Below are 7,445 nucleotides of genomic sequence, written 5' to 3' on the forward strand. Positions count from 1 at the left end.
ACCTGACGAGGTGCCGGCCGGGCGAGGCGCTGGGCACGAGGAGGTGCCCGACACGACGGCATGGGGCGCCGGTACCAGCCAGGTACCGCACGCCGCTTGGCACGGCCCACCACCGGGTACGGCCAGACACGGCACAGGCGCCGACGGGAGAAGCCCGCCGGTGCGGCACCATCAGTACGCGATCGAGCATGCTCGCGGCCCACCGGCCCTGACCGGCCGCCGGACCGCCGAGGGGAGGAGAGTCCGGTGACCGCCATGAGGCCACCCCAGGCCATGCCGGCCGAGAGCGTGGTCGGCGCGCCCAGGCCGGCCGGTCGGTCCGAGCAGATTCCGGCGCCCGGGCCGGCGGGCGCGCCCGCCGCCCCGGGACGGCTCGCGGCCCCGCCGCGCCCCCAGCCCCCGGCCGTCCACCACGCGGTGCTCTGCGTCAACGCCCCCGCGATGGCCGCCTCCGGTCCCGACGGCCAGCTGCGCGGCCACGGACTGCACGGCTTCTACCGCAACGGTGTCCGGGTGCTCGCCCGGATGGAGCTGCGGCTCGGCGGCATGGAGCCGCTGCCGCTCCAGGGCACCCAGACCAGCGCCACCCAGGCCCGCTTCCTCGGCGCCCTCCGTCTGCCCGGCGACCTCGACCCGGACCCGGCGCTCACCGTCGAGCGGCTGCGCCACGCCGACGGCGTGGAGACGGTCACCGTACGCAACACAGGGACCAGACCGGCCCGCCTGCCGCTGGAGATCGCCCTCGGCACCGACCTCGGCCCGGTCGCCGAGATCGCGGCCGGGCACCGCCCGGCCGACCTCCCGGGCCAGGTCCAGTCGGCCGGGCTGCGCTGGTCCGGCCCGGTGCACAGCGCCGTCGTCAGTGCCAAGCCCTCCCCGCACGCCGTCCTGGCCGGGGCCGGAGTGCTTCGCTGGGACCTGGAGGTCCAGCCCGGCGCCCGCTGGTCGGTCGAGCTGCGCGCCGAGCTCGAGAGCTCCCCCGGCGGTCCCCGCCCGCCCGCCGGGCGCGGCACCGGCGTCCCACTGCCCTGGGCCGAACCCGAGGTGCGCAGCGACGACACCCGCGCGGCCCCGCTGGTCACCCGCTCGCTGGACGCCCTCGGCGGGCTGCTGTTCGCCGACCCCGACCGCCCGACCGACCTCTACCCGGCCTCCGGAGCACCCTGGCGCTTCGGCCTCGCCCCGGCCGACGCACTCTGGGCCGCCCGGCTGACCCTGCCGCTCGGCACCAGGCTCGCCGCCGGGACCCTGCGCGCGCTGGCCCGCCGTCAGCAGCTCTCCGCCGCTCCGGGCCGCGTCGAGGGACTGCTGCCCGGCGCGCTGCGGCACGGCGGCCCCGAGCTGCCGCCCACCTGCACGGCCACCGAGGCCACCCTGCTGTTCGTCACCGTGCTGGCGGAAGCATGGCGCTGGGGCCTGCCGCGGGCCGAGGTCGCCGAACTGCTCCCGGCCGCCGAGCGGGCCCTGGCCGTGCTGCGCGAGGGCCTGGTCGACGGCTTCGTCACGGACCTGAGCCGTCCGGTGGAGGACCGCGCGGCCCACCCGGTGGCGGCCCGCGCCGAGGTGCAGGCGCAGGCGCACCGCGCGGCGCTGCACGGCGCCGAGCTCCTGGAGGCCTTCGGCCGCCCCGGCGCCGACGACTGGCGGAGTTGGGCCACCGAGCTGCGCGGCCGCTTCCGCGAGCGGTTCTGGATCGACGACCTCTCCGGTGGCCGCCCCGCAGCCGGCCTCGCCCCCGGCGGCCAGCCGCTGCCGGCCCTCGCGTCCTCCCTGGTGCACCTGCTCGACACCGGGCTCGCCGTCGACGGCGGTCGGCACGAGAGCCTGCTGGACCGCGAGCAGACCCGGCTGTTGGCCCAGCGTCTGGTCGCGCCGGAGCTGGACAGCGGCTGGGGCCTCCGCACGCTCAGCGCCAAGTCCCCTCGCTTCAATCCGCTGGGCCACCGCGGCGGCGCGGTGCGCATCCATGAGACGGCGCTGGCGATCGCCGGGCTCGCCGAGGCCGGCCATGAGAACGAGGCCGGGACCCTGCTGGAGGGACTGCTGGCGGCGTCCGCCCACTTCGAGGGCCGGCTGCCGGAGATGTACGCGGGGGAGCAGCGCACCCTGGGCTGCCCTCCGGTGCCGCACCCGGCCGCCTGTCGCCCGGCGGCGGTCTCCGCGGCCGGAGCCGTCCACGCCGTGTTCGCCCTCGCGGGGGTGCGGCCCGACGTCCCGGGCGGCCGGGTGCTGGTCCGCCCGGCCAGTACCGCCCCGCTGGGCGAACTGGAGCTGACGGGCCTACGGGTGGCGGGTGAGCCGTTCTCGGTCCGGGTCAGCCGGATCGGGGTGGCGATAGTGGAGGAGGCTTCGGCAGATCTTCAACTGGTCGCCCGCTGACGCGCCCCGGCGGTGCCCCCGGCTCGGGACCCGCCGCGGCGGCCCCGCCCGGGCCCGGAGCTGCCTGGCGCCGTCGGCCGGGCCCAGGTAGCCGCACCGACCGTCGCCGGGCCGAGGTCGCCGTGGCATCACCGCCGCGTCCGCCCGTGCCCGAACGTGCCCGCGCGGGCAGGCCACCGACACCGCCCCTCCGTGTCCTGGCCTGTGCTTATCGTCAGAGAGACGACTATGATCGTCGCCATGTCGCGTTACGATCCGTCGGCCTTCCCGCCGTTCGCTGTCACGGTAGACCTGGTGGTGCTGACGGTGCGCGACCACTCACTCTGCGCCCTGCTGGTCAGGCGCGGTGAGCCGCCCTACCAGGGGTACTGGGCGCTCCCCGGCGGATTCGTCCGCCCGGACGAGGGCCTGGCCGAGGCCGCCTCCCGGGAGCTGGCGGAGGAGACCGGCCTGCGCGCCCACTCCGCCCCCGGTCATGACGCGGTCGGCCCCGGCGCGGCCGGTGCCCACCTGGAGCAGCTCGCCACCTACGGCCACCCGCAGCGCGACCCTCGGATGCGCGTGGTCAGTGTGGCCTACCTGGTGCTCGCCCCCGACCTCCCCACCCCCCGAGCCGGCGGCGACGCCAGCAGTGCCCGCTGGGCGCCGGTCAGCGAACTCCTCGGGGAGAGCCCGGCCGACGGCGTCCCGCTCGCGTTCGACCACGGTCTGATCCTGGCGGACGGTGTGGAACGCGCTCGCTCCAAGATCGAGTACTCCTCCCTCGCGACCGCCTTCTGCCCGACCGAGTTCACCGTCGGTGAGCTGCGCCGCGTCTACGAGGCCGTCTGGGGCGTGGTCCTGGACCCGCGCAACTTCCACCGCAAGGTCACCGGCACCCCCGGCTTCCTCCTCCCGTCGGGTGGCACCACGACCCGTCAGGGCGGGCGCCCAGCCCAGCTCTTCACCGCCGGCGGTGCCACGGTCCTCAACCCGCCCATGCTCCGCCCGGAATCCTGAGAGCCCGGAGTCCGGCCGGGAAGCTGGTGGCGGACCACCGCGCCCCCCGCCGGCGGACCACCGCACCGCACCCCCTGCGGCGGATCGCCGGTAGCGATGCCCGACGGCATGCCCGGACCTGTGAATCGCAGGATCGGATTGTCCCCTGATCGGGTGAGGTGGACAGGCGGTCGGCCCGTGGCGGTTCGAGAATGCCCGGAATCGGCGGTGCTGACCCCTAATGTGCTGGCGTCGAGAAGGTCGGCCGAGCGCATGGGAGCAGCCAGCGATGATCCAGATCACGGGACTGACCAGGGCGTATCGCAAAGGCGTCCCGCCCGCCGTGCTGGATCTGACCTTCGACGCCCGGCCCGGAATGGTGACGGTGCTGCTCGGCGACGAGGGAGCGGGCAAGACCACCGCCCTGCGGCTGATGCTCGAACTCGAACGCGGCCAGGGCATCACGCTCTTCGACGGCCGGCCGTACCGCCGGATCCGGCGCCCCGAGCGGGAGATCGGTGTGCTGCTGGCCGGGCCGGGGGAGGGGGCCGGGCACCCGGGGCGCAAGGCGTGCGGCCACCTGCGGATGCTGGCCGCGGCGGTCGGCGTACCCCCTCGCCGGGCCGACGAACTGCTGGAGCAGACCCGGCTGGCCGCCGTCGCCGGGCAGCGGCTGCGCAGCTTCTCGCCCGGCATGCACCGCCGGCTCGCCCTGGCCGCCGCGCTGCTCGGCGATCCCGGCACGCTGCTGCTGGATGCGCCGACCGAGGGGCTGTCGCCGCGCAACGTCGAGTGGTTCCACTCCTTCCTGCGGTCCTTCGCGGTCGCGGGCGGAACGGTCCTGGTCACCACCCGTACCCCGCAGGAAGCGGCGCAGCTGGCGGACCGAGTGGTCACCCTGGACCGCGGTCGGATGGTGGCCGATCAGCCCGTGTCGGAGTTCTGCCGGACCAGGCTCAGCCCCGAAGTCGCGGTCCGCGGGCCGCAGATGGCGCGCCTGGCCGACCTGCTGGTCAGCCAGGGCGCCGAGGTGCGCCGGGACGGCGGCGCGGGCCTCGCGGTGGCGGGCATCGACCGCACCGAGATCGGTGAACTCGCCTACCGCCACGGGATCCTGTTGCACGAGCTGGCGGACCGGGTGGTCGAGCAACCGGTGCCCCGGGCCGCCCTGCCGGCCCCCTCCGGGCGGTCCGGCCACCTCAGGGTCCAGCAGACGCCGGACCAGCACCCCGAGCCGGCGCCCGGGACCGACCAGCCCAGCCCGAGCCCGGGCTCGGACCCGGACCCCGACCCGGACCCGACCTCGGTCCCTCATCCGACCTCGGGCCCCCATCCGGAGCCGCACCTCGAGCCGGCTCGTCAGCCAGCGGTCCCCGAGCCCGCCGCCGAGGGCCGCGGCCGGGCCGACGCCTCCCTGCCCACCCGAGCGCTGCCGGTGGCCGCCGTGCGGGCAGCGCTCCCCGCCCTCGGCGCGGCCGCCGCCGCCCGCCAGACCGACCCCGCCCCCACCCTGGCGATGGACCGGTTCTTCCCCGGTGAGCCCGGCCCCGTAGACGCCACTGCCCCCACGCCGGATCCCGCCCCCACCGGCGCCACCGCCCCGACCGGCGCCACCGCCCCGACCGGCGCCCCCGCCCCGACCGGGGCCACCGCCCCGACCGGCGCCACCGCCATGGCGAGCGCCCCGGCCCCGTCGGACGGCTCCGCCCGCACCCCGGCCCAACACCCGCGCCGTCGGGAGAGCGCCGAGGACCTGCTCAGTGACGACACCGTCCGCCTCGGCCGCCTGACCACCGGCAACGCCCCCGCCACCCCCGACGACCACCGGAGCGAGTGAACCGTGCGTGTCCTGGCCTACGAGCTGCGCCGCCTCCGCGGCCTGCGTTCCACCTGGCTGCTGTTCGCCGCCGTGCTGCTCTGCGACGTGGTCGTGGCCGCCGTCCTGGCGAGCCAGGCCCCGGCGGGCCTGCTGGCCGCCCCGGCCGGGGTGCGACTGCTGACCGCCGCCGTCCCGCTGATCCCGCTGCCCTTCACGGCACTCGGAGCCGGCCTGCTGGGTGCGCTCTCCTACGGGCACGAGGTGCGCCAGCCGGGGCTGGCGGCCTCGCACGTCCGCTACTCCCGTCGGGTCCGGTTGCTGCTGGCCAAGCTGCTGGTGATCGGCCCGGTGGCGGCGCTGTTGGCGCTGGCGTCCCTGCTGCTCGACACGGTGGCGGTGCATCTCGCGCTGCCGGCCGGGGTGAGCGTGGCGGCCTGGTCGGACCCGGCCGCGCTCTCCGCGCAGGTGTCCGAGGCGCTGGGCGCCCTCGGGCTGGACGGGCTCGGGGATCTGCCGGGCGGCTTCGCCCCGCTGGCGCTGGTGGCCGGGCACGGGGTGCCGGCCGCGCTGCTGGCGTTCGTGCTGCTGACCGTGGTGGCGGGTTGGACGGGCGTGCTGACCGCCTCGCTGACCCGCAGCGCCGCCGCGGGGATGCTGCTGCTGTGCGCCCTGCCGCCGCTGCTGGAGGCCGGGGTGGCCCTGCTGCTGCGCCGGACCGGTCGGCCCTGGCCGAGCCGGGCGGCCGGGCTGCTGCCCTTCCAGTCCGGCATCGAATGGGCCTACGGCTGGGTGTACGGCGGGGCGCGCCAGGTGGCGGCCAGCGGTTCGGCGCTGACGGACCCGGCGCTGCTCGCGGCGGTCGCGGCGCCCGGGGCGGTCCTGCTGCTCGCCGCGCTGCTCGTCCAGGCCCGCCGCCGAGCGCTGTAGCGTCCGTCGCCCACCGCCCGCGAGGACCCGTCGCGCCCCGCCGCAAGGCACCGCAGCCCCACCGTCCAGCGGCCGTAACGCCCGCCGCCGAGCCGCCAGTTGCCCGTCAGACCGCCCCGATCCACCAAGATCGACCAGCAGTGACCGTAATGAGCGGTTCTTCCTGATAAGAAGTCAATTATCCAGTCACGGTCGATCACCCTTTCGTGTGCTTTTCACGAGAATTCTCAAGCTGCGTCGGCGGATCGCCGACAAAGGAGGCGTGAGTACCCTTGCGCACCCCACCATGACCCCCGCCCGTTCCGCCGAGGGGCCGATCCACGGCTCCGGCGATCTGGACCGCTTCTCGTACGCCGACCGGCCGCCGGTGCCCCGCTGGGAGGGCGCCGAGTCGGACATCGCCCGGGTCGGCCGCAAGACCACCAGCAGCCGAGGCCGCGGTCTGCACGGCCAGCTGGTCCAGCAGCTCGGTCAGATGATCGTCTCCGGCGACCTCGGCGCCGACCGTCCGCTGGTGCCGGAGGAGATCGGCCAGCGGTTCGAGGTGTCCCGGACCGTCGTCCGCGAGTCGCTGCGCGTGCTGGAGGCCAAGGGCCTGGTCAGCGCCCGTCCGAACGTCGGCACCCGGGTCCGTCCGGTCAGTGACTGGAACCTGCTGGACCCGGACATCATCGAGTGGCGCGCCTTCGGCCCGCAGCGGGACGAGCAGCGTCGGGAGCTCTTCGAGCTCCGCTGGGCGATCGAGCCGCTGGCCGCCCGGCTCGCCGCCGGCCACGGCCGGGAGGACGTCCAGCAGCGGCTGGTCGAGCTGATCGAGATCATGGGGCACGCCGCCGCCCAGGCCGACCTGTCGACCTACACCCGGGCCGACGCCGAGCTGCACGGCCTGGTCCTGCAGATGGCCGGCAACCGGATGCTGGAGCACCTGTCCGGCATCGTCTCCTGCGCGCTGCAGGTCTCGGGCGGCCCGGCGATCTCGTGCGAGCGGCCCTCCGAGGCCTCCGTCGGCCTGCACGCCCGGCTGGTCGACGCGCTGGGCACCGGCGACGGCACCGCGGCCGAGGCCGCGATGCGGGCGCTGCTCACCGTCCACCCCGAGATCGAGCCCTCCGTCCCCGCGCCCCGGGAGCACTGAGCGGGCTGTTCTCCGCGAGCGGGCCCGCCGGGCGCGGCCCGCTCCGCCACCCTCCGCCGAGCCTTCGGCCGGGCCCTCCGCCGAGTCTTCCGCCAGGCCCTCCGGCCGCACCCGCGCGGCGCAGCCGGAGGGCTTCCGCGTGGTGGCGACCCCGCGGACCCGTACGGCAGCCGGCCCCGGAGTGGCCCCGACGGCCGCCCCGGGGCC

The 7,445-nt window shown here is 76.5% G+C and carries 5 protein-coding genes; all 5 read left to right on the forward strand.

Going from position 1 to position 7,445, the window contains the following annotated elements:
- Positions 1-255: 255 nt before the first annotated feature.
- The 5 genes from ABT247_RS04810 to ABT247_RS04830 all read left to right on the forward strand — a co-directional run bounded on the left by ABT247_RS04810 (position 256) and on the right by ABT247_RS04830 (position 7,238).
- Positions 256-2,379, forward strand: a complete 2,124-nt coding sequence (locus ABT247_RS04810; RefSeq protein WP_350737980.1) for an amylo-alpha-1,6-glucosidase — start codon at positions 256-258, stop codon at positions 2,377-2,379.
- A 240-nt stretch (positions 2,380-2,619) separates the two neighbouring features.
- Positions 2,620-3,378: an NUDIX hydrolase gene (locus ABT247_RS04815; RefSeq protein ID WP_350737961.1), complete on the forward strand. Its 759-nt coding sequence runs from the start codon at positions 2,620-2,622 to the stop codon at positions 3,376-3,378.
- 268 nt (positions 3,379-3,646) lie between these two features.
- A complete protein-coding gene (locus ABT247_RS04820) occupies positions 3,647-5,194 on the forward strand; it encodes an ATP-binding cassette domain-containing protein (RefSeq protein ID WP_350737963.1) in 1,548 nt (515 codons plus the stop codon).
- 3 nt (positions 5,195-5,197) lie between these two features.
- Entirely contained in the window at positions 5,198-6,103 is a 906-nt protein-coding gene (locus ABT247_RS04825) for a hypothetical protein (RefSeq protein WP_350737966.1), read from the forward strand.
- Positions 6,104-6,311: 208 nt separating this feature from the next.
- The gene (locus ABT247_RS04830) at positions 6,312-7,238 is read left to right on the forward strand and encodes a FadR/GntR family transcriptional regulator (RefSeq protein ID WP_350737969.1); all 927 of its coding nucleotides are present in this window, start codon (positions 6,312-6,314) and stop codon (positions 7,236-7,238) included.
- The last annotated feature ends 207 nt before the right edge of the window (positions 7,239-7,445 follow it).

The sequence above is a fragment of the Kitasatospora sp. NPDC001539 genome (genome assembly GCF_040298565.1).
Taxonomy (GTDB): domain Bacteria; phylum Actinomycetota; class Actinomycetes; order Streptomycetales; family Streptomycetaceae; genus Kitasatospora.

Excerpts from the sequence above, each read along its gene's own strand:
- ABT247_RS04815 (WP_350737961.1), top strand. The coding sequence starts at position 2,620 with ATGTCGCGTTACGATCCGTCGGCCTTCCCGCCGTTCGCTGTCACGGTA.
- ABT247_RS04820 (WP_350737963.1), top strand. The coding sequence starts at position 3,647 with ATGATCCAGATCACGGGACTGACCAGGGCGTATCGCAAAGGCGTCCCG.
- ABT247_RS04810 (WP_350737980.1), top strand. The coding sequence starts at position 256 with ATGAGGCCACCCCAGGCCATGCCGGCCGAGAGCGTGGTCGGCGCGCCC.